Source organism: Streptomyces sp. DT190, assembly GCF_049846985.1.
Classification (GTDB): Bacteria; Actinomycetota; Actinomycetes; order Streptomycetales; family Streptomycetaceae; genus Streptomyces.
In genome coordinates this window covers 494,572-513,167 of record NZ_JBNCNM010000001.1, presented here as the reverse complement: position 1 = coordinate 513,167, position 18,596 = coordinate 494,572, and the positions used below count along the sequence as shown (strand labels likewise).

Annotated in this window: 16 protein-coding genes; 6 read left to right on the top strand and 10 right to left on the bottom strand. The window is 72.9% G+C overall.

Features of this window, described 5'->3' with window-relative positions; all coding sequences use genetic code 11:
- The first annotated feature begins 50 nt into the window (after positions 1 to 50).
- On the top strand, positions 51 to 776 hold the full coding sequence (locus ACPXCS_RS02130; protein WP_425946184.1) for a FadR/GntR family transcriptional regulator: 726 nt from the start codon (positions 51 to 53) through the stop codon (positions 774 to 776).
- Between the two features lie 9 nt (positions 777 to 785).
- Here the strand turns inward: ACPXCS_RS02130 and ACPXCS_RS02125 are convergent, their stop codons facing one another.
- The 7 genes from ACPXCS_RS02125 to ACPXCS_RS02095 all read right to left on the bottom strand — a co-directional run bounded on the left by ACPXCS_RS02125 (position 786) and on the right by ACPXCS_RS02095 (position 10,821).
- The gene (locus ACPXCS_RS02125; protein WP_425946183.1) at positions 786 to 1,259 is read right to left on the bottom strand and encodes a carboxymuconolactone decarboxylase family protein; all 474 of its coding nucleotides are present in this window, start codon (positions 1,257 to 1,259) and stop codon (positions 786 to 788) included.
- Between the two features lie 133 nt (positions 1,260 to 1,392).
- Complete coding sequence (locus tag ACPXCS_RS02120) at positions 1,393 to 4,407, bottom strand: alpha-mannosidase (RefSeq protein ID WP_425946182.1); 3,015 nt, start codon at positions 4,405 to 4,407, stop codon at positions 1,393 to 1,395.
- A gap of 26 nt (positions 4,408 to 4,433) precedes the next feature.
- Positions 4,434 to 6,437 (bottom strand): endo-beta-N-acetylglucosaminidase, encoded by a 2,004-nt coding sequence (locus ACPXCS_RS02115; protein WP_425946181.1) that lies wholly within the window; start codon positions 6,435 to 6,437, stop codon positions 4,434 to 4,436.
- Complete coding sequence (locus ACPXCS_RS02110; protein ID WP_425946180.1) at positions 6,434 to 7,681, bottom strand: glycoside hydrolase 5 family protein; 1,248 nt, start codon at positions 7,679 to 7,681, stop codon at positions 6,434 to 6,436. Before ACPXCS_RS02110 ends, ACPXCS_RS02115 begins: the two co-directional genes overlap by 4 nt.
- Positions 7,682 to 7,729: 48 nt before the next feature.
- Positions 7,730 to 8,635 carry a carbohydrate ABC transporter permease gene (locus ACPXCS_RS02105; RefSeq protein WP_425946179.1) on the bottom strand — a complete coding sequence of 302 codons (906 nt, stop codon included), beginning with the start codon at positions 8,633 to 8,635 and terminating at the stop codon, positions 7,730 to 7,732.
- Entirely contained in the window at positions 8,632 to 9,525 is an 894-nt protein-coding gene (locus ACPXCS_RS02100; protein WP_425946178.1) for a carbohydrate ABC transporter permease, read from the bottom strand. The genes ACPXCS_RS02105 and ACPXCS_RS02100 overlap by 4 nt, the downstream gene beginning before the upstream one ends.
- Before the next feature lie 6 nt (positions 9,526 to 9,531).
- On the bottom strand, positions 9,532 to 10,821 hold the full coding sequence (locus ACPXCS_RS02095; protein WP_425946177.1) for an ABC transporter substrate-binding protein: 1,290 nt from the start codon (positions 10,819 to 10,821) through the stop codon (positions 9,532 to 9,534).
- 278 nt (positions 10,822 to 11,099) lie between these two features.
- Between ACPXCS_RS02095 and ACPXCS_RS02090 the strand changes: the two genes are divergently transcribed.
- The 4 genes from ACPXCS_RS02090 (at position 11,100) to ACPXCS_RS02075 (ending at position 15,394) form a co-directional block, all read left to right on the top strand.
- Positions 11,100 to 12,113 (top strand): LacI family DNA-binding transcriptional regulator, encoded by a 1,014-nt coding sequence (locus ACPXCS_RS02090; RefSeq protein ID WP_425946416.1) that lies wholly within the window; start codon positions 11,100 to 11,102, stop codon positions 12,111 to 12,113.
- A gap of 115 nt (positions 12,114 to 12,228) precedes the next feature.
- Complete coding sequence (locus ACPXCS_RS02085; protein WP_425946176.1) at positions 12,229 to 13,260, top strand: alpha/beta hydrolase family protein; 1,032 nt, start codon at positions 12,229 to 12,231, stop codon at positions 13,258 to 13,260.
- Positions 13,261 to 13,431: 171 nt separating this feature from the next.
- A complete protein-coding gene (locus ACPXCS_RS02080) occupies positions 13,432 to 14,775 on the top strand; it encodes an amidase (protein ID WP_425946175.1) in 1,344 nt (447 codons plus the stop codon).
- A 199-nt stretch (positions 14,776 to 14,974) separates the two neighbouring features.
- A complete protein-coding gene (locus ACPXCS_RS02075; RefSeq protein ID WP_425946174.1) occupies positions 14,975 to 15,394 on the top strand; it encodes a VOC family protein in 420 nt (139 codons plus the stop codon).
- A gap of 57 nt (positions 15,395 to 15,451) precedes the next feature.
- Here ACPXCS_RS02075 and ACPXCS_RS02070 read toward each other — a convergent pair whose 3' ends face one another.
- Both ACPXCS_RS02070 and ACPXCS_RS02065 read right to left on the bottom strand, forming a co-directional pair.
- Positions 15,452 to 15,934 carry a GNAT family N-acetyltransferase gene (locus ACPXCS_RS02070; RefSeq protein WP_425946173.1) on the bottom strand — a complete coding sequence of 161 codons (483 nt, stop codon included), beginning with the start codon at positions 15,932 to 15,934 and terminating at the stop codon, positions 15,452 to 15,454.
- Positions 15,935 to 15,989: 55 nt separating this feature from the next.
- Complete coding sequence (locus ACPXCS_RS02065) at positions 15,990 to 16,163, bottom strand: hypothetical protein (protein WP_184852796.1); 174 nt, start codon at positions 16,161 to 16,163, stop codon at positions 15,990 to 15,992.
- A gap of 458 nt (positions 16,164 to 16,621) precedes the next feature.
- Here ACPXCS_RS02065 and ACPXCS_RS02060 point away from each other — a divergent pair, with 458 nt between their 5' ends.
- Entirely contained in the window at positions 16,622 to 17,071 is a 450-nt protein-coding gene (locus tag ACPXCS_RS02060) for a hypothetical protein (RefSeq protein WP_425946172.1), read from the top strand.
- 10 nt (positions 17,072 to 17,081) lie between these two features.
- Here ACPXCS_RS02060 and ACPXCS_RS02055 read toward each other — a convergent pair whose 3' ends face one another.
- A complete protein-coding gene (locus tag ACPXCS_RS02055) occupies positions 17,082 to 18,584 on the bottom strand; it encodes an SDR family NAD(P)-dependent oxidoreductase (RefSeq protein ID WP_425946171.1) in 1,503 nt (500 codons plus the stop codon).
- Positions 18,585 to 18,596: the final 12 nt, after the last annotated feature.

Below are 18,596 nucleotides of genomic sequence, written 5' to 3'. Positions count from 1 at the left end.
ATCACTCCGGTGGCTAGACTGCGCCGAGGCGCGGTGACCGGAGGAGTGGCGTGGACGACGAGACAGCCCCGCAGAAGGGCACCGTGACGCAGCGCGCCATCGAGCGGATCAAGGCGCTGATCGCGGAGGGCCGGCTGGAACCCGGCCAGCGGCTGCCGACCGAGCGCGACCTGGCCGCGCAACTGGGCATCTCCCGCAGCTCGATGCGGGAGGCGATCCGCGCGCTCACGGTGCTGGGGGTGCTTCAGGCCCGGCACGGCTCGGGCATCTACGTGACGCAGCTGGAGGCCGGCGACCTGCTGGAGACGTTCGGCGTCGTGGCGGACCTGTCGCGCGGCCCGCGCCTGGTGGAACTGCTGGAGATCCGGCGGATCCTGGAGTCGACGGCGACGGCGCTGGCCGCCGCGCGGATCACCGAGGACCAGCTCGCCGAGGTGGACGCGCACCTGGCGGCGATGAACGCCACGGACGATCCGGAGGAGATCATCTCCCACGACCTGGCCTTCCACCGGGTGATCGCGGTGGCCGCGGGCAACGAGACGATGGCCGCGATCCTGGAGGGCCTGTCGTCCCGCACGTTCCGCGCCCGGGTCTGGCGCGGCTACCAGGAGGAGGGCGCCTTCGCCCGTACGCGCCGCGAACACGCGGCGATCCGCCGGGCCCTGGCCGCCCACGACCCCGAGGCGGCCCGCGCGGCGGCGGCCGCGCACGTGGGCGAGGTGGAGCAGTGGCTGCGGGCGCAGCTCGGGCCCCGGGAACGTCCCGAGGCCCGGTGACCGCCGTCCCTAGTTCAACTGACCCGGCTGGTAGTCGCCGGCCGGCTGCTGGATGATGACGTTCAGCCGGTTCGCGGTGTTCATGAAGGCGATCAGGGTGACCAGCGCGAGGAGTTGCTCCTCGTGGTAGTGCTTGGCGGCCCGCGCCCACACCTCGTCCGGGACACCGCCGGCCCCGTCCGCGATGCGGGTGCCCTGCTCGGCCAGGTCCAGCGCGGCGCGTTCGGCCTCGGTGAAGACCGTGGCCTCCCGCCATCCGGCGACCAGGTGGAGGCGCTCGGCGGACTCGCCCGCCGCCGTCGCCTCCTTGGTGTGCATGTCGATGCAGACCGCGCACCCGTTGATCTGGCTCACCCGCAGGGAGACCAGTTCCCGTGTGGCGGCCGGGAGCGATGACTCCGTGACCAGCCGCCCCACGGCGGTGAACTGCTTGACGAGCTTCCTGCCGGTCTCGCCGGCGAAGACGTCCAGACGCGCGCTCATGGTGAGCTCCTTCGTCGTTGTCGGTGCCTACGCCCTTATGAGCCGGCTGCTCACCCCGATGTGACACGCCCGGTTGTGACCTGCGTCTCCCCGCCGGGCGCGCCGCAGTCCTCCCGGGCGCGCCGCCTCGCTCTCAGGCGCGCCGCAGCCGGAGCGTCATCAGTTCGAACGGGCGCAGCCGCAGGGCGATCCGGCCGCCCTCGGCCTCGGGTGCCGGCGCGTCGGGCAGCGGCCGTTCCAGCAGGTCCGTGACCGCGACGTCCGCCACCTCGAACCCGGCGGTGAGCGTGGCACGGGCCCGGCCGCCGAAGGCCTCGTGGAACCGGACGACCACGTCCCCGCTGCCGTCGTCGGCCAGCTTGACCGCCGTGACCACCACCGCGTCCTGGTCGCACGTCACCAGCGGCGCCACCTCGCCTGCGCCGGTCAGCCGCCGTTCCGGCAGGTTGATCCGCCAGCCCTCCCGCACGGCGTCGCCGATGCCGGCGCCGGGCACCAGCGCGTGCCGGAAGCGGTGGACGCCCTGGTCGGTCTGCGGGTCCGGGAAGCGTGGGGCCCGCAGCAGGGAGACGCGGACGGTGGTGGTCGTGCCGCCGTCGCCGTCGGTGCGGACCGTGCGCGTCACGTCGTGGCCGTACGTCGAGTCGTTGACGATCGCCACGCCCCAGCCGGGCTCCTCCAGGTGGACGAAGCGGTGGTTGCACGCCTCGAACTTGGCCGCCTCCCAGGAGGTGTTGGTGTGGGTCGGCCGGTGGAAGTGCCCGAACTGGGTCTCGGACGCGTACCGTTCGGCGTGCACGTCCAGCGGGAAGGCGAGCTTGAGGAACTTCTCCGTCTCGTGCCAGTCGACCTCGGTGTCCACCACCAGCCGCCGCTCCCCGGGCGCGAGGGTGAGCAGCTGCGTCACACGGGAGGCGCCGAAGCTCCGGACGATCCGCACGCCGTCCCCGTCGGGGGCGACCTCGTCGGCGTCGGTCAGGTCGGTGACCGTGTTGCGGTAGAACGCGTCGACGTCCCAGGCGTCCCACATGTTGGGGAAGTCGGGGTGCAGCTGGAGCAGGTTCGCGGCCCGGCCCGGGGCGACGGTCTCGCGGTCGGCCTCGATGTCGTACACCGACACGACGAGCCCCCGCGGGTCGATCCCGACCCGGAGGAGGCCGTTGTCCAGGACGTGTCCGCCGCCGGGCCGGGGCGAGAGGGCCGTGCGGTCCGGCTCGACCGGGGTGCGCGCGCCACCGGCCGGGACCGCGGCCCGGGTGTGCGGGGCGGAGTTGAAGACGAGCGGGGTGTCGCCCTCGCCGGCCAGGGCGCGCTGCGCGGCCTCGACGATCGCGGTCAGTTCCTCGGCGACCCGCTCGTAGGTCCGGCGTGCCTCGCGGTGCACCCAGGCGATGGACGAGCCGGGCAGGATGTCGTGGAACTGGTGCAGCAGCACCGTCTTCCAGATGCGGTCCAGGTCCTCGTACGGGTAGGGGAACCCGGTGCGCACGGCCGCGGTGGCGGCCCACAGTTCGGCCTCCCCGAGCAGGTGCTCGCTGCGGCGGTTGCCCTGCTTGGTCCTGGCCTGGCTGGTGAGGGTGGCGCGGTGCAGTTCGAGGTACAGCTCGCCGACCCAGACGGGTGGTTCGGGGTTCTCGGCGGCGGCCTTCTCGAAGAACGCCCGCGGGGTCTCCCACGTCACGGTCGCCGACCCCTCCAGGTCGCGCAGGCGGGCCGCCTTGGCGACCATCTCGCGGGTCGTGCCGCCGCCCCCGTCGCCCCAGCCGGTGGGGGCCAGGGAGTGGCGGGCGACGCCCTTGTCCTTGAAGTTGCGGGCCGCGTGGGCGATCTCGCCGCCCTTCATGGAGCAGTTGTAGGTGTCGACCGGCGGGAAGTGGGTGAAGATCCGCGTGCCGTCGATGCCCTCCCACCGGAAGGTGTGGTGCGGGAACTTGTTCGTCTGCGACCAGGAGATCTTCTGTGTCAGCAGGAACTTGGAGCCGGCCGCCTTGATGATCTGCGGCAGGCCCGCGGCGAAGCCGAAGGTGTCGGGCAGCCAGGCCTCGTCGTTCTCGATGCCGAACTCGTCGAGGAAGAACCGCTTGCCGTGCACGAACTGCCGGGCCATGGCCTCCGAGCCGGGCATGTTGGTGTCCGACTCCACCCACATGCCGCCCGCCGGCACGAACCGCCCGTCGGCCACGGCCTTCTTCACCCTGGCCCACACCTCGGGCCGGTGGTCGCGCACCCACGCCCACTGCTGGGCCTGCGACATGGCGAAGACGAACTCCGGCTCGTCGTCGAGGAGCGCGGTCATGTTGGAGGTCGTCCGGGCCACCTTGCGCACGGTCTCGCGCAGCGGCCACAGCCACGCCGAGTCGATGTGGGCGTGCCCGACGGCGCTGATGCGGTGGGCGGACGGCGCGGCGGGCGCGGCGAGGACGCCGGTGAGACACGAACGGGCCCGTGCGGCGCTGCCGTTCACGTCCTGGAGGTCGATGGCGTCGAGCGCCCTGTCCACCGCCCTGAGGATCTCCCAGCGGCGCGCCGACTCCACCGGGAGTTCGGCCATGAGCTCGCCGAGCACCTCCAGGTCGATCACCAGCTGCCACACCGTCTCGTCGAAGACGGCGAGGTCCATGCGGGTGAGGGTGTACTGCGGGTCGCTGCCCGCGGTCTCCTTGTCGCCCAGTTGCGTGGGCAGGAAGGGGTGGTAGTCGAGGATGACGGGGTTGGAGGCGGCCTCGATGTGCAGCCGCACCTGCTCACCGCCCTCGGCGGGGGCGCCCACGCGCACCCACTGGTTGCGCGGGTTGAGGCCCTTCACGGGGGTGCCGTCGGGCCGGTAGACCAGGCCCTCGCACTGGAAGCCGGGCATGTTCTCGTCGAAGCCGAGGTCCAGGATCGCCTCGACGGTCCGGCCCGCCCACGCCTCGGGGACGGTCCCGGTCACCCGGAACCAGCTGGTGCCCCAGGGAGCACCCCACCGGGCGCCCACCTCGATCGGCTCGGGCTCGGCCGCGAGTCCTTCGGCGACCGGCACCGGCTCGCCGGGGGCGTGCCACACCGCCACCTGCAGCGGTACGGACTCGGGGTACACGGCGGGGCGGACGCGCTCGTCGAGGACGCGCTTGAGGCGGGCTTCGACCAGGCTGCGGTCGTCATGCATGCGGGGTGCTCCCAGGGAAGGGGTGGTTACCAGGGGTGGGTCAGGGTGACGGGTGCCGACGAGGTGTAGAGCTCCCCCACGGCACGCAGTTCGAACCGTGCGGCGCGCTCGCCCTGTTCGGGCTTCAGGCCGGCGAGGAAGTACGCCCGCTGGCAGGTGCCGCCGAGGAAGCGGCGGGTGCCGTCGGGCAGGACCCGGTGCAGGGTGTAGTGCCGTGTGCCGCCGGGGGCCGGGTTCCAGGCGAGGCGCAGATCGCCTCCGGACGCGGCGCTCACGCGCAGGCCGGACGGGGCGGCCGGGGTCCGGGAGACGGTCCGGACGGCGAGGCCGCCGAGCCGCCAGCGCACCGCGCCGCCGTCCACCGGCGTGAGCCGCACCCCGATCGCGCGGACGGTGCCGGTCAGGCCGGTGAGCCGGACGGTCGAGGTCTGCCAGGCACCGTCCGGGTCCACGGGCAGGTACGTGTACGGCGGTGTCCCCCCGGGCGTGCCCGGCTCGGCGGTGGCGACGGCCAGCTCGACGCGCACCCGGCCGGAGTCGGTGCGGTGGGTCAGTTCGACCACCGTGTCCGCGGCGAGCGGCAGCCGGGTGGCGTACAGGTCGAGCACGGCCGGCTCGGTCAGTGCGCCGTCGACGAGGACGCTGCTGCCGCCGCGCCAGGCGTCCTCGAAGTCGAAGGACACGGCCGGGCGGCTGCCCCCGGTGTGCACCACCCAGCGCCGGGACGGCAGCCGGTCCTGCAGCCCGAGGTGGTTCCAGGGCGCGTTTGAGGTGACCGCGCCGTCCTCGTACCAGCGCAGTCCGTGCCCGGTGTTGAACACGCTGGCGAAGGGCACCGAGGTGACGGTCGAGCGGTCGGCTACGGACACGGCGGGCGCCCGCCAGGGGTCCGTGCCGTCCGGCCGGGCCGGGTCGAGGGAGCGGCCGGTCCAGAACCGGTCGTCGGCGGCGTGGAAGGCGGCGGGTCCCCGCTGGTCGGCGGGCAGGTGGTTGCGGGTCCACTCGGGCCGGTAGAGGCCGACCGAGGCGATGTGCGCCCGGTCCGTCGGAACGATCGCGTCCCACCGCACGGTGGAGTTCCAGCCGCCTGCCTCGACGTCGACGCCGGCCCACAACTCGTAGCGACTGCGGCCCAGTTGCTCAGCCCTGCTCGCTGAGGAGACCAGGCTGTCCGCGGACCAGCGGAAGTCGACGAACATGTCGTCGGAGGTCCGGAAGAACGGTTCGTTCTGACCGTTGAGCGCGCCCTGCCAGCTGACCGTGCCGTTCACGGTCATCGCGTCGTACCAGGTGACCCGCTGTCCCTTGGCCGCCGCGAGGGACTTCAGCTCGCGGATGAAGCTCAGCATGTCCGCGCCGAGGGAGCTGTCCCCTCCCCCGGTCTCGGCGTTGACGAACCAGCCGTCGAATCCGTGGGCCTCGGCGACGGCGACGAGCCGTGCGGCGAGGGGGTGGCGTCCGGCGGCGTCCTTCTGCACGAGGTCGCGGGTCCAGCGCAGTTGTCCGCCGTAGGCGACCGGCGGCAGGAAGACGTTGCCGAGGACGGGCACGCCGTGCCGGTGGGCGGCGTCCACGATCGGCGCGTTCGGGGCGAGGATCAGGCCCTCGCCCGACGACCCGCCCCAGAAGACCAGTTCGTCGATGTAGGCCCAGTGGGTGAGGGCGTAGAAGTCGGCGGTGGCCGAGCCCTGGGAGGGGTTGCCCGCGGTGGGGCCGAAGGAGACCAGCGACTGGATGCGGGCCTGCCCCGCGCGGGCGGTGGCGTTGGCGGGGGCCGGGGTGAAGCGGGTCGCCAGGGGCACGGACGCCGCGTTGAAGGCGAGGTCCGGGTCGGTCTCGGCGCGCCAGGACTTCAGGCTGCGCCAGGTGATGCCGGGGCCGGGACTGCCCGCGGGGAGGGAGTCCGGATACCAGTAGGAGGCGTACGGCTGGGTCGCCCCGGCCGCTTTCGGGGCCGCCGCGGCCGGGAGCGAGGGGAACAGGGCGGCCGCGGCTCCGGCGAGCAGGACCGTGCGTCGGGCGGGTTTCACGAGCGGGTGCCTCCTTCGAGGACCTGGTCGGGGGTGACGGTCTCGGTGATGCCGCGCGCGGCCAGGTGCTCCCGGTCGGCGGCCCGGGTGTCGAGGACGGTGGTGGGCCGGGCCCCGTCGGCGACCAGCCGGAAGAAGGCCTCGAAGACGGGCCCACCCGGGGCGCACCGTGAGCGGACCGCCGGGTCGGCGGGCACGACGAGCGCGGTGGTACGGCCCGGCGGGGTGTACGACGGCCCGCGCGCCGCCCGTTCCAGCACCAGGGCGGTGTCCTTGGGCTTGCGGTCGTTGGTGAGCAGGCCGAGTCCGTACTCCAGGTCGGGGAAGTCGGCGAGGCTGCGGGACACGTCGTGGGAGCACCACCAGGTGATGCCCCACAGGTCGGGGCAGTCCAGGGCGTTCGCCACGGTCGCCTCGGTGAAGGCGGCGGCGTGCTCGGGCGGGACCAGGGGCGCGGGGGCGCCGACCTCCTGGAGCCAGACCGGCCGGTGCGGGTCGCCGGCCCAGGCCTTGCTCAGCTCGACGAGGTAGGCCGCGTGGTGCTCGCTGGGCACGGAGGCGCGGCCGTAGCGCTGGGCGGTGCCGTTGAAGACCCAGGAGTGCACGGCCGTGACGGCGCCCTGCCGGGCGGCCTGGCCCGGGGTGAAGGGCTGGTCGTCCTGGTACCAGGTGGCGTCGTACTCGGCGTGCAGGTGCAGCCGGCCCGGGGCGCCCTCCTCGCAGGCGGCGAGCATCCGTCCGAGCCAGAGGTCGATCTCGTCGGGGGTGGCCCGGTCGGGGTCGGGGTGGGGACCGGCCGAGAACTGGTTGACCTCGTTGCCCAGGGTCATGCCGATGAAGTTGGGCCGGTCGGCGAGGGCGGCGGCGAGGGTGCGCAGCAGGGTCGCCTGGCCGTCGACCACGTCCGGGTCGGTGAACAGGTTGCGCCGGTGCCAGGTCCGGGTCCAGGCGGGCAGGAAGTCGAAGCTGCTCAAGTGCCCCTGCAGGCCGTCCACGTTGACGTCGAGTCCGCGTTCGGCGGCGGCGTCGGCCAGCGCGACCAGCTGCTCGACGGCCCGGGGGCGGATGAGCGTGCGGTTGGGCTGGAAGTACGGCCAGAGCGGGAAGACCCGGACGTGGTCCAGGCCGAGCGCGGCGATGGAGTCGAGATCGGCGCGGACGGAGTCGAGGTCGAAGTCGAGCCAGTGGTGGAACCACCCTTCGCTGGGGGTGTAGTTGACGCCGAAGCGCACGGCAGGAGGCATGCGGTGTCCTTGCGTGTCGGTGGGGGGTCGGCCGTCCGGCCCGGGTCCTCAGCCCTTCACCGCGCCCTCGCCGACACCGCGGAAGAAGTACCGCTGGAGGCAGGCGAAGAGGGCGATCAGCGGCGCGACGGCGATGATCGTGCCGGCGGCGACGAGCCGCTCGTCGTTGGCGAAGGTGCCGTGCAGGTAGTTGAGGCCGATGGTGAGGGTGAACCTGGAGGGGTCGCTCAGCACGATCAGCGGCCACAGGAAGTCGTCCCAGGCGCCCATGAAGGCGAAGATGGCCACGACCGCGAGGGTGCCCTTGACCGACGGCAGCGCGATGCGCAGGAACCGCTGCCAGACGTTGGCGCCGTCGACGAAGGCCGCTTCCTCGATCTCGTAGGGCAGGTTGAGGAAGGCGTTGCGCATCAGCAGCACGTTCATCGCGCCGATGCAGCCGGGCAGGACCACGCCGATCAGGGTGTTGTTCAGGCCGAGGTCCCGCATGGTCGTGAACTGGGCGATGATGATGCCCTCGACCGGCACCAGCATGGCCAGCACGAAGGCCAGGGTGGCGGCGCGGCGGCCGCGGTAGCGCAGCCGGGCCAGGGCGTAACCGGCGAGGGCCGCGCCGACGCAGTTGGTGACGACGTTGGCGGTGGCCACCTTCAGGGAGTTCAGGGCGTAGTCCCACACCGGGATGGTGTCGGCGACCCGCGCGTAGTTGTGCAGGGTCGGATCGCCCGGCAGGAACGTGGGCGGGGAGCTGTAGATGTCCTCGGTGGGGCCTTTGAGGGACGTGGACAGCTGCCACAGGAACGGGCCGATGGTCAGCGCCAGGACGGCGAGCAGCAGCACGTAGCGCAGGGCGAGTTCCCACCCGCGCACGCGGCGGCCGTGCTCGTCGGTGACGCGGGGCTCGCGCGCCGCGCGAGGCTGCTCGGGGGCCCGGGTCTTCTCCAGGAGGCTCACGACTCGTCCTTCCGGTCGGCGCGCAGCACCAGCAGCATCAGGACGACGGTGACGGCGAAGACGACGACGGAGATCGCCGAGGCGTAGCCGACCCGGCCGCTCAGACCGGTGCCGGTGCGCTGCACCAGCATGACCAGGGTGGTGTCCTCGCCGGCCGGGCCGCCGCTCGGGCCGGCCAGCAGGTACACCTCGGAGAACACCTTGAACGCGGCGACCGAGGAGAGCGCGCCGACCAGGACCATGGTGGAGCGCACGGCGGGCACGGTGACGGTGAGGAAGCGGCGCACCGCGCCCGCGCCGTCCACGGCGGCGGCCTCGTGCAGTTCGCGCGGCACGTTCCCGAGCGCCGCCAGATAGATGATCATGTAGTAGCCGAGGCCCTTCCACACCGTGACGGCCATGGCGCTCAGCAGAAGCAGCCACTGGTCGCTGAGGAAGCCGACCCGGCCGATCCCGACCGTCTCCAGCAGGGAGTTGACCAGACCGCGCTCGTCGAGCAGCCACACCCAGATCAGCCCGACCACGACGATCGAGGCGACGACCGGCGTGTAGAAGGCGGACCGGAAGAAGGTGATGCCGGGGATGTTCTTCTGCACCAGCAGGGCGAGCAGCAGCGGCAGGACGACGAGGAGGGGGACGACCCCGAGGACGTAGAGCGTGCTGTTGCGCAGGCCGATCCAGAACATGTCGTCGTGCAGCAGCTCGCGGAAGTTGGCGAGTCCGACGAACCGGCCGGGTATGAGGGTGCGGCGGTCGGTGAAGGAGTTCACCACCGTGGAGACGAACGGGTACAGCACGAACGCGCTGATGACGAGCAGACCGGGCGCGGCGAACAGCCAGGGGCTGGTGGGAAGCTGGCGCCGCACCCGGGAGATGCCGGAGAGAGCCATGGTGGGTCAGCCCTGCTGCTTCAGAAGCCGGTCGCACTCCTTGACAGCGTTGTCGAGCGCTTCCTTCGGGCTCTGCTTGCCCTGGAGCGCCTTGGCGACCTCGTTGCGCAGCGCGATCTTCATCTGCTCGCTGAACAGCACCGGTGTGTAGTTGACGGCCGTCTTCAGGGACTTGGCGGCGGCGACCCGGACACGGGTCTCGTCGGTGCCGTCCTGCCGGGTGAAGTACGGGTCGTCGAGGGAGCCGGCGGTGCTGGGGAAGATGGCGACCTTCTTGGCGAACGACATCTGGTGCGCCGCGTCGGTCACGAAGTGCGCGAAGGCGACCGCGGCGGGCTTGCGCTGCGACTGGGAGTTCACCATCACGCCCATCACGTACATGTTGACGTGCCCGGTGCTGGTGATCTGGTCGGTGATGCCGATGTTCCTGTACAGGCTCGGCGCCTGCTTCTTGAAGTTGCCGAGGTCGAGGGCGCTGCCGGGGTTCATGGCGACCGCCCCGGTGAGGAACTTCTTGCCGGAGGACTCCGGGGTGGCGGTCAGCGCCTGCGGGTCCAGGGCCTTGGCGTCGTACAGCTCCTTGTACTTGGTGAGCAGTTCGACGCCCTTGGCGTCGTCGAAGGTGAAGGCGGTGCCCTCCTTGTTCATCAGCGGGACGCCGTAGCGGCCGAAGTCCTCGATGGTGGGCACGTTGGCGAGGGTGGCGACCTTGCCGTCGCTCTTCTCGGCCAGCTGCAGAGCGGAGGAGAAGAGCTCGCCGTACGTCTTCGGCGGCTTCTCCGGGTCGAGCCCGGCCTCCTCGAACAGGGCCTTGTTGTAGAACAGCGGGCCGGTGTTGAGGTACCAGGGGAAGGCGTAGGTGCCGCTCAGGCCCGGCACGCGGTGGCCGTCCCAGGCGCCGGGCAGGTACTCCTTGCGGTACTGCGGGGCCGCCTTGTCCAGGTCGAGGGCGAGGCCGGCCTTGGCCAGCGGGGCGACCAGGTCCGGGGAGACGTTGACGACGTCGGGCAGCGTGCCGCCCGCGGCGTCGGCGCTGATCTTGTCGGCGTAGCCCTCGGCGGGCTGGTCGACCCACTTCACGTCGGTGCCCGGGTGCTTCTTCTCGAACTCCGCGATGAGGCCCTCGAAGTACGGCTTGAAGTTGGCGCGCAGGTTCCAGGTCTGGAACGTGATGTCGCCCTCGATCTTGCCCGAGGCGTCGCCGGAACCGCCTTCGCCGCCCCCGGAACCGCAGGCACTGAGGGGCAGCAGGACAGCGACGGCAGCGGCGGCGAAGGCTCTGCGGGAGATGCGCACGGGACCGGCTCCTTGGGGACGGGGTGGCGGGAAGGTGGCGGAAAGGGCGCCGGGGCAGACCTTGCATCGCCGCGTTCGGGGAAGTCAATGGATTCCGCTCAGCTAATGTCATTAGTTCAGCATCGCCGCAGGTCAGAGTGGGCGTATCAGCTATCTTGCGCTCGATCACTAATGCGCTTTAGGGTCTGTGCACTCAAGCGCATTAGTGCTCAGCGCCGTAAGGTGCGGACAGGAGAAGCAGCGTGGCGGAAAAGCGCTCGCCGGCGCGGCGGCCGACGATGAAGGACATCGCCCGGCGGGCCGGCGTCTCCGAGAGCGCGGTCTCCTTCGCGCTCAACGGCAGGCCCGGCGTCTCCGAGGTCACCCGGGACCGGGTCCGCCGGGTCGCCGAGCAGCTGGGCTGGCGGCCCAGCACCGCGGCTCGCGCCCTGTCCGGGGAGGGCGCGGCGACCGTCGGGTTCGTGCTGGCGCGGCCCGCGGGGACCCTGGGCGTGGACTCGTTCTTCCTGCAACTCGTCTCGGGCATCCAGGAGGTGCTGGCCGAGCGGCATCTCGGGCTGCTGTTCCAGATCGCCGAGGACATCGACGACGAGTGCGCGGTGTACCGGCGGTGGTGGGCCGAGCACCGGGTGGACGGGGTGCTCGTGGTCGACCCCCGCACCGACGACCCCCGGCCCGGCCTCCTCGACGAACTCGGGCTGCCCGCCGTGGTGATCGGCGGCACCCCGGACGAGCGGCATCCCCGGCTGTCGACGGTGTGGGCGGACGACGCGGGCGCGATGGCGGCGCTGGTGGACGCGCTGTACACGCTGGGCCACCGCCGGATCGCGCACATCGCCGGGCTGCCCGGGCTGGCCCACACCGAGCGCCGGATCCGCACGCTGCGGGCGGAGGCCGAGCGGCGGGGCCTGTCCGAGGTGCAGTCGGTGCCGACCGACTACTCGGACGCGGCGGGCGCGGCGGTCACCCGGCGGGTGCTGGACGGGCCCGGCGCCCCGACCGCCCTGATCTACGACAACGACGTGATGGCCGTCGCCGGGGTGGCCGCCGCGGCGGAGCTGGGCTTCACCGTGCCGGCCGACGTCTCGGTCGTGGCCTGGGAGGACTCCGCCCTGTGCCGCCTGGTCAAGCCGTGGCTGTCCGCGCTCTCCCGGGACAGCGTCGAGTTCGGCCGCACGGCGGCGCGGGAGCTGACCGCCCTGCTGGACGGCGGCCCGGCCCGCACGGTGCGGGTGCCGGTGCCGGCACTGATCGAGCGGGACAGCACGGGGCCGGCGCGCGGGGGGTCCTAGGCCGTGTCCGCGAAGTCCCTCCTGCCCTGCGGGCGGACGACGGGACTGTACGGACACGACCTGGGCCGGACGCGGTCCCTCGTGCCGGCGGGGCCGCGGCGGCACAATGGACGGTATGCGCCTGAGGGGCACCGCCTGTGCCGCCGCCGGACTGCTGCTGACCGTCGCCGTCGGCTGCACCGGCGGCGACGGACCCGCCGCGCCCACCACCGCCGCGGCGACCGCGAGCAGCGCGGCGGACCCGAGCCCGCGCAGCGCCTCCCCCTCCCCCGGCCCGGTCGACCCCGTCTCCCTCCCGGCCCTGATGCGGCGCGAGCACACCGGCTCCGACCTGCGGCTCGGCGAGGTCCTCGCCCGCACCTCCGCCTACACCCGCTACGCCGTCACCTACGAGGCGAACGGCCTGACCGTCTCGGGGATCATGAACATCCCCGAGGGCGAGGGCCCGTTCCCCGCACTGGTGCTGGCGCACGGCTACATCGACCCGGACGTCTACTTCAGCGGGCAGGGCATGCCGCGCGAGCAGGACCGCCTGGCCCGCGAGGGCTATGTCGTGCTGCACACCGACTACCGCAACCACGCCGGCTCGGACGACGATCCGGACAACGACGTCAACCTGCGCCTCGGCTACACCGAGGACGTCATCGGCGCCGCCCTGGCCCTGCGTGACTCCGGTCGCCCGGAGATCGACGGCGACCGGCTCGGCCTGTTCGGGCGCTCCATGGGCGGCGGGGTCGTGTACAACACGCTGGTGGTGGCGCCCGGCCTGTTCGACGCGGCCGTCGCGTACGCGCCGGTGAGCGCCCGCCCGCAGGAGAACATCGACCACTTCCAGCGGCCCGACGGCGACCCGATCGTGAAGGAGATCGAGGACGAGCACGGCACGCCCGAGGAGGACCCGGCGTTCTGGCGCGGCGTCTCACCCCTCACCTACGCCGACCGCCTGACCGAGCCGCTGCTGATCCAGCACGGCGCCGCCGACGACACCTGCCCCCTCGCCTGGTCGCGGGAGGCCGCCCGGGTGTTCCGGGAGGCGGGCAAGGACGTGGAGTTGCGGACCGTCGCCGGTGAGGGCCACACCTTCGGGCCCCGGTGGCCGGCCGAGATGACCGTCACCGAGGCCTTCTTCGCGCGCCACCTGCGCTGAGCCCCCCACGCCCCGCCGGAGCGGTCCGCACCTCCGCCGCCCGAGGCGTGCCCAGGCGCGAAACGGCCCGGGATCTCGACGTGCGCCCCCGGCCGGTGCACAGTTCTCCCTACGTACTCACCAGTAGCCCCGCTTCCCCGCCCCGTTCCCCCGCCCTTTCGAGGAGCCTCTGTGACCACCTGGGCCGGCCGCACCGCCGCCGACATCTCCGCCGCCGTCCGCGACAAGCGGGTCACGCCCCGGGAGGTGGTCGCCGAGCACCTCGAACGGATCGAGCGGCTCGACGGCCGGGTGGGCGCCTTCCGCGCGGTGCGTGCCGCGCGGGCCCTGGCCGAGGCGGACGAGGTGGGTGCCCGCGGCGACCTCGCCGAACTGCCCCTGGCCGGCGTGCCGGTGGCCGTCAAGGACAACCTGGCCGTGCGCGGCGAGTCCCGCCGCGTCGGCTCGGCGGCCACCTCCGACGCACCCGCCGCGCGGGACCACGGGACCGTGGCCCGGCTGCGGGCGGCGGGCGCGGTCGTCGTCGGTCTGACGAACGTGCCCGAACTGTGCGTCTTCGGCACCACGGACGGCGTGCTGGGCACCTCCCGCAACCCCTGGGACCCGGCGCGCTCGGCGGGCGGCTCCTCGGGCGGCAGCGCGGCCGCCGTGGCGGCCGGGATGGTGCCGATCGCGCTCGGCAACGACGGCATGGGCTCGCTGCGCATACCCGCCGCCAACTGCGGTCTGGTCACCATCAAGCCGGGCCGCGGGATGGTCCCGACCGGGTCCGGGGACAGCGACTGGTTCGGTCTGTCGGAGAACGGGCCGCTCGCCACGACCGTCGAGGACGCCCGCCTGATGCTCGCGGTCCTCGCCGGGACCGAGCCCACACCCCCGTCGCCGCCCGGAGCCCTCAAGGTCGCCGTGTCGCTGCGCAGTCCGCTGGCCGGTGTCACCGTCAGCCGGCCCTACGCGGCGGCCGCGCGGGATGCAGCCGGGCTGCTGATGCGGGCGGGCCACCGGGTGCGGCGCGCCGACCCGCCCTACCCGCTGTCCCTCGCCGCCACCTCCCTGATGCACTGGGCGGCGGGCACGGCGGCCGACGCCCGGCCCCTGGACCCGCGCCTGCTGACGCGCCGCACCCGGGTGCACGCGCGGCTCGGCCGGCCCTTCGTGGGCGCCGCCGGTGCCGGGGCGGCCCGGGAGCGGCTGCGGCACCGCCTCGAACCGTTCTTCGCCGAGTACGACGTGCTGCTCACCCCCGCGCTGGCCCGCCGCTCCCCGAAGGCCGGACCCTGGCACGAGCGGGGCTGGCTGGCCAACCTCCTGGTCAACACCAGCCACTCGCCCCTGACGCCCCCGTGGAACCTCACCGGCTGGCCCGCCATGGCCGTCCCCTGCGGCACCCTGCCCTCCGGCGCCCCCTGCGCGGTCCAGCTGGTGGGGCGCCCCGGGACGGAGGACCGACTCCTGGCCGTGGCCGGGCAGTTGGAGGCCAGAAATCCGTGGCGGCGCACCGCGCCGGTCGGCTAGGGTCGGCCGGGTGACTGCCGGGTCGGCCGTAGGCCATGCACGAGTGAGGCGCCCGGCCTCGGCATGAAGGCGGCGGGGGCGACCCCGCCCGGCCGAGAGCCGGAGCGGGCGCGAGCCCCGCCTGACGTCTCCGCGTTCCCTCTTCCCGCGCCCCTCGCGGCGCGTCCTCACCACCAGTGAACCGGAGACGAATCCACTCATGTCCCTCGCAGAACACCGCCCCGAGCTGCCGACGACCGTCGCCCGCCTCGACCACACCGTCGTCTACGCCTCCGACCGCCGGTTGTCGGCCGAGTTCCTGGCGACCGTCCTGGGCCTGGAGGTCGCGGCGCCCTTCGGGCCGTTCCTCCCCGTCGACCTGGGCAACGGCGTGACCCTCGACTACTACGAGAAGAGCGACGAGCCGATCCAGCCGCAGCACTACGCGTTCCTCGTGCCCGACGAGCAGTTCGACACGATGATCGCCCGGCTGGAGGCGCTCGGGGTGACGTACTACGCCGACCCGCGCCACACCGAGCCCGGCCGGGTCAACGACCTCTTCGGCGGTCGCGGCGCCTACTTCGCCGACCCGGACGGCCACAACATGGAGATCATGACCCGCCCCTACGCCCGTCCCTGACGGGCCTGCGGGGCCCGGCCGAGGGCGGCGGGCGCGCCGCCCTCGCGCCCCCCTGCCCTACAGGGCCCGGTACATGATGTGCAGTCCCACCGGGCCGTGCCGTGGGTGGTCGAACGCCTCGGGCACCGTGCCGAGGATCGTGAAACCGAGGGAGGTCCACAGCCGCACGGCGGGGTTGGTCTCGACGACGGCGTTGAACACCATGGCCCGGTAGCCGGCGGCGCGTGCCTCGGTCAGGAGGTGTGCGGCCAGAGCCCTGCCGTAGCCCCGCCCGCCCCGGTCGGGGTCGACCATGAACCCGGCGTTGGCGACACGGGCGGCCGGGCCTGCGTAGTTGGGGGTGAGGTAGGCGGAGGCGACGACCGCGCCGCCGTCGTCCTCGACGACGTAGACGCGTTTCGCGGGGTTCATCCACAGGACCCGGGCCTCCTCCTCGGAGGTTCCCGGGTCCCATGCGTAGGTCTCGCCCGCGGCGACGATGCGGTGCCAGAACGGCCAGATGCGAGGCCAGTCGTCAGCCGTTGCTTCCCTGATCAGCATGGGTGCGAGTGTGACACGCCCATGCGCGGTGGTCGCTGAGGGGTCCGCGTCCGGCTCAGTCGACGCTGGGCAGGATATGGGGCTCCGCGAGGTCGTCCTCGTAGCCCGCGAGGCGGATCGGGGCCGACCGGGCCCACACGTCGAGGCTGCCGAGCTCGTCGACCCGTCGGCCGGCGCGCTCGCCGCGTTCCTTGGGGCGCTGATCGCGATTCGTCTTCTCCGGTGTCACCGCGCACTCCTTATGTGTCGGTCACCCTCGGGACGTACGCGCCGGTCCTGCTGCGCCTGACGCCCCGCTCGGGTTGTGTGTCATGTGCAGTTCGGACGCGGTGGCGCCGGTCGACTCACGGGAGAGCAGGCCGTGGTGTACCGGCTGGTCCCATGACGGACCGTGGGTGTGGGTAGGACCCCGTGTGGCTGTCCGTCCGCATCAGACTAACCAAATGAGCGGGGCACCGCTCGATGGGGCTGAAAACAACCGGTAACGATCGCGCGTCATCGGGCGTTCAACTCGGGTTTACGCACCGATTCGTTCACAAAAGAGCCGCTTCGCATATCACCCTTTCGGCGTACGGAGGCGGAGGCGCTTTCCAGCCGCCGGCGCAGTTCAGGTGGCGTTGGCCGAGCCGAAAGCTCGTCATGGTCTGCTGCGGTACGGCAACGGCTGTCTCGCGGGAGGACCGGCGCATGGAGCTGCGCAGCGTCGAGGAGCTGATGGATCTGCTGTACGCGTGCCGGGGCACCCGGGACGTCCCGGCGCGCGGCCGGCCGCCGGTCGACCTGCACGACCACGCGCTGCGCACCGCCGCCCTGCTGCGCCGGAGCCGCCCGGCCGACAAGGAGCTCCAAGTGGCCGGGCTGGTACGGCCGCTCGGCGGGCTGCTGTGGCCGGGCGACCCGGCCGGGCGGTCCGCTCAGGCCGCCGACGCGGTGCGCGCCCTGCTCGGCGAGCGGGTCTTCCGGCTGGTGTGCGACCGCCCCGGCCGGGACGCCGGGGCCGACGACGACCTGCTCGCCCTGCGCCAGGCGGCCGAGGAGGGCCGTACGGCCGGTTTCGACGCCGGCGTGCTGGAGGACTGGCGCACGGTGCTGGAGCTGCTGGCGGCGCGCAACTCCCGCCTGGGGGCCGTCGACTGAGGACCCGGCCCTACCACTTCCCGGGCGCGTAGTCCTTCAGGAAGACCCCGTACAGGTCCTCCCCGGCCTCGCCCCGCACGATCGGGTCGTACACCCGGGCCGCGCCGTCGACGAGGTCGAGCGGGGCGTGGAAGCCCGCCTCGGCGAGCCGCAACTTGTCGTAGTGCGGCCGCTCGTCCGTGATCCAGCCCGTGTCCACCGAGGTCATCAGGATGCCGTCGGTCTGGAACATCTCCTGCGCGCTGGTCCGCGTGACCATGTTCATCGCGGCCTTGGCGGCGTTGGTGTTGGGGTGGCCCGCGCCCTTGTAGCCGCGGCCGAAGACGCCCTCCATCGCCGACACGTTGACGACGTACGCCCGCCCGCTCGCCGCCTTCCTCGCCGCCTCGGCCATCGCCGGGCGCAGCTTGCTGATGAGGATGAACGGCGCCGTGTAGTTGCACAGCTGGGTCTCCAGCAGCTCCACCGGGGAGATCTGCTCGATGGTCTGCACCCAGGTGTTGGTGTCGACGACGTCGGGGACCAGGCCGCCCGCGTCGATCGCCGTGCCGTCCAGGTGCCGCTCCACGCTGGCGTTGCCCGCGACCAGGGCGAGGTCGGCGACCTGCTGCGCGTCGAGGCCGCTGCTGCCCAGCGGCAGCGCGGCCAGGCCGTCGACCGCGCCGGAGTTGAACGCGCCGATGACGTGGTGGGCGGGCAGCTCACCGGCGGGCAGCGGCGCGCTCTCGCCCTCGACCAGGGCGGCGTAGGCGGACGGCAGGCGGCGCACGGTCTGGGTCGCGTTGTTGACGAGGATGTCGAGCGGCCCGGCCTCGGCGATCGAGTCGGCGAGGGCGACGGCCTGCGCCGGGTCACGCAGGTCGATGCCGACGACCTCAAGGCGGTGCAGCCAGTCCGCGGAGTCGTCCATGGCCTTGAAGCGGCGGATGGCGTCCTTGGGGAAGCGCGTGGTGATCGTGGTGTGGGCGCCGTCGCGCAGCAGCCGGAGCGCGATGTACATGCCGATCTTGGCGCGGCCGCCGGTGAGCAGGGCGCGCTTGCCGGTGAGGTCGGCCCGGACGTCGCGCTTCTCGCGGTTCAGGCGGGCGCAGTCCGGACAGAGCTGGTGGTAGAAGTAGTCGACTTCCACGTAGCGGGTCTTGCAGGTGTAGCAGGAGCGCGGGCGCTGGAGTATCCCCGCGATCGTGCCCTCCTCGGTGCGCGAGGAGGGCAGCAGGCCCTCGGTCTCGTCGTCGATGCGCTGGGCGGAGCCGGTCGCCGTGGCCTCCGTGACCGCCTTGTCGTGGGCGGTCTTGGCGGCCCGGCGCTCCTGGCGGCGGCGCTGCTTGACCGTGCGGTAGATGCCCGCCGTGGCCCGGCGCACGGCGATCGCGTCCGGGTGGTCGACCTCCAGCTTGTCGAGCTCCTCGAGCACGCTGAGGCAGACGGCCAGGCGCTCGGGGTCGATGCCGGGCCCGTACGGGAGCCCGCTCGCCTCGTCCATGGCCTGCGGGCCGTCCTCTGTCACCGTCATCGCCGCTGCGTT

Excerpts from the sequence above, each read along its gene's own strand:
- ACPXCS_RS02075 (WP_425946174.1), top strand. The coding sequence starts at position 14,975 with ATGTCCCTCGCAGAACACCGCCCCGAGCTGCCGACGACCGTCGCCCGC.
- ACPXCS_RS02120 (WP_425946182.1), bottom strand. The coding sequence starts at position 4,407 with ATGCATGACGACCGCAGCCTGGTCGAAGCCCGCCTCAAGCGCGTCCTC.
- ACPXCS_RS02055 (WP_425946171.1), bottom strand. The coding sequence starts at position 18,584 with ATGACGGTGACAGAGGACGGCCCGCAGGCCATGGACGAGGCGAGCGGG.
- ACPXCS_RS02085 (WP_425946176.1), top strand. The coding sequence starts at position 12,229 with ATGCGCCTGAGGGGCACCGCCTGTGCCGCCGCCGGACTGCTGCTGACC.
- ACPXCS_RS02090 (WP_425946416.1), top strand. The coding sequence starts at position 11,100 with ATGAAGGACATCGCCCGGCGGGCCGGCGTCTCCGAGAGCGCGGTCTCC.
- ACPXCS_RS02060 (WP_425946172.1), top strand. The coding sequence starts at position 16,622 with ATGGAGCTGCGCAGCGTCGAGGAGCTGATGGATCTGCTGTACGCGTGC.
- ACPXCS_RS02100 (WP_425946178.1), bottom strand. The coding sequence starts at position 9,525 with ATGGCTCTCTCCGGCATCTCCCGGGTGCGGCGCCAGCTTCCCACCAGC.
- ACPXCS_RS02110 (WP_425946180.1), bottom strand. The coding sequence starts at position 7,681 with ATGCCTCCTGCCGTGCGCTTCGGCGTCAACTACACCCCCAGCGAAGGG.
- ACPXCS_RS02125 (WP_425946183.1), bottom strand. The coding sequence starts at position 1,259 with ATGAGCGCGCGTCTGGACGTCTTCGCCGGCGAGACCGGCAGGAAGCTC.
- ACPXCS_RS02070 (WP_425946173.1), bottom strand. The coding sequence starts at position 15,934 with ATGCTGATCAGGGAAGCAACGGCTGACGACTGGCCTCGCATCTGGCCG.